This is a genomic window from Streptomyces malaysiense (genome assembly GCF_000980885.2).
GTDB lineage: Bacteria > Actinomycetota > Actinomycetes > Streptomycetales > Streptomycetaceae > Streptomyces > Streptomyces malaysiense.
The window spans coordinates 1-365 of the sequence record NZ_LBDA02000203.1 but is presented as its reverse complement, the minus strand read 5'-3'; the positions used below and the strand labels follow the sequence as shown (position 1 = coordinate 365).

Here is a 365-nt window from a genome sequence, read left to right as displayed (position 1 = left end):
TGGCCAAGTGGCGGCAGAAATACCCCCTGTTCACCCCGCTGCGGCAGGAAGCCTGGTCCGGACTGCGCAGTCAGAACGAGGGCGGCAACGGCAACCTCAAGAAGTCCGCCCTCGGCAACGTCGACAATCCCCAGCTCCGCCTGCCGCACGGACGCGTCGCACAGACCCTGCTCAATGCCGTCATCATCTTCGTGGCGAACCTCAGAGCCATCTGACGGTTCCTCCGCGACCAGGGCATCCAGCCCCGCAAAGCCGGCACGCAGAGCGCCGCAACCCCACCCGATGAGCCCTCCGCCCCGCCCGAGGCACGACCACTTCCGACCGAGCAGGTCGAACCTCCGCCACGCGAGTGACACACCTCCGCC

1 protein-coding gene is annotated in these 365 nt (G+C 67.7%); it reads left to right on the top strand.

Going from position 1 to position 365, the window contains the following annotated elements; all coding sequences use genetic code 11:
- Positions 1-215, top strand: a 215-nt coding sequence (locus VT52_RS38365) for a hypothetical protein (RefSeq protein WP_046425313.1), incomplete at its 5' end; no start/stop codon positions are given.
- Positions 216-365 lie beyond the last annotated feature (150 nt).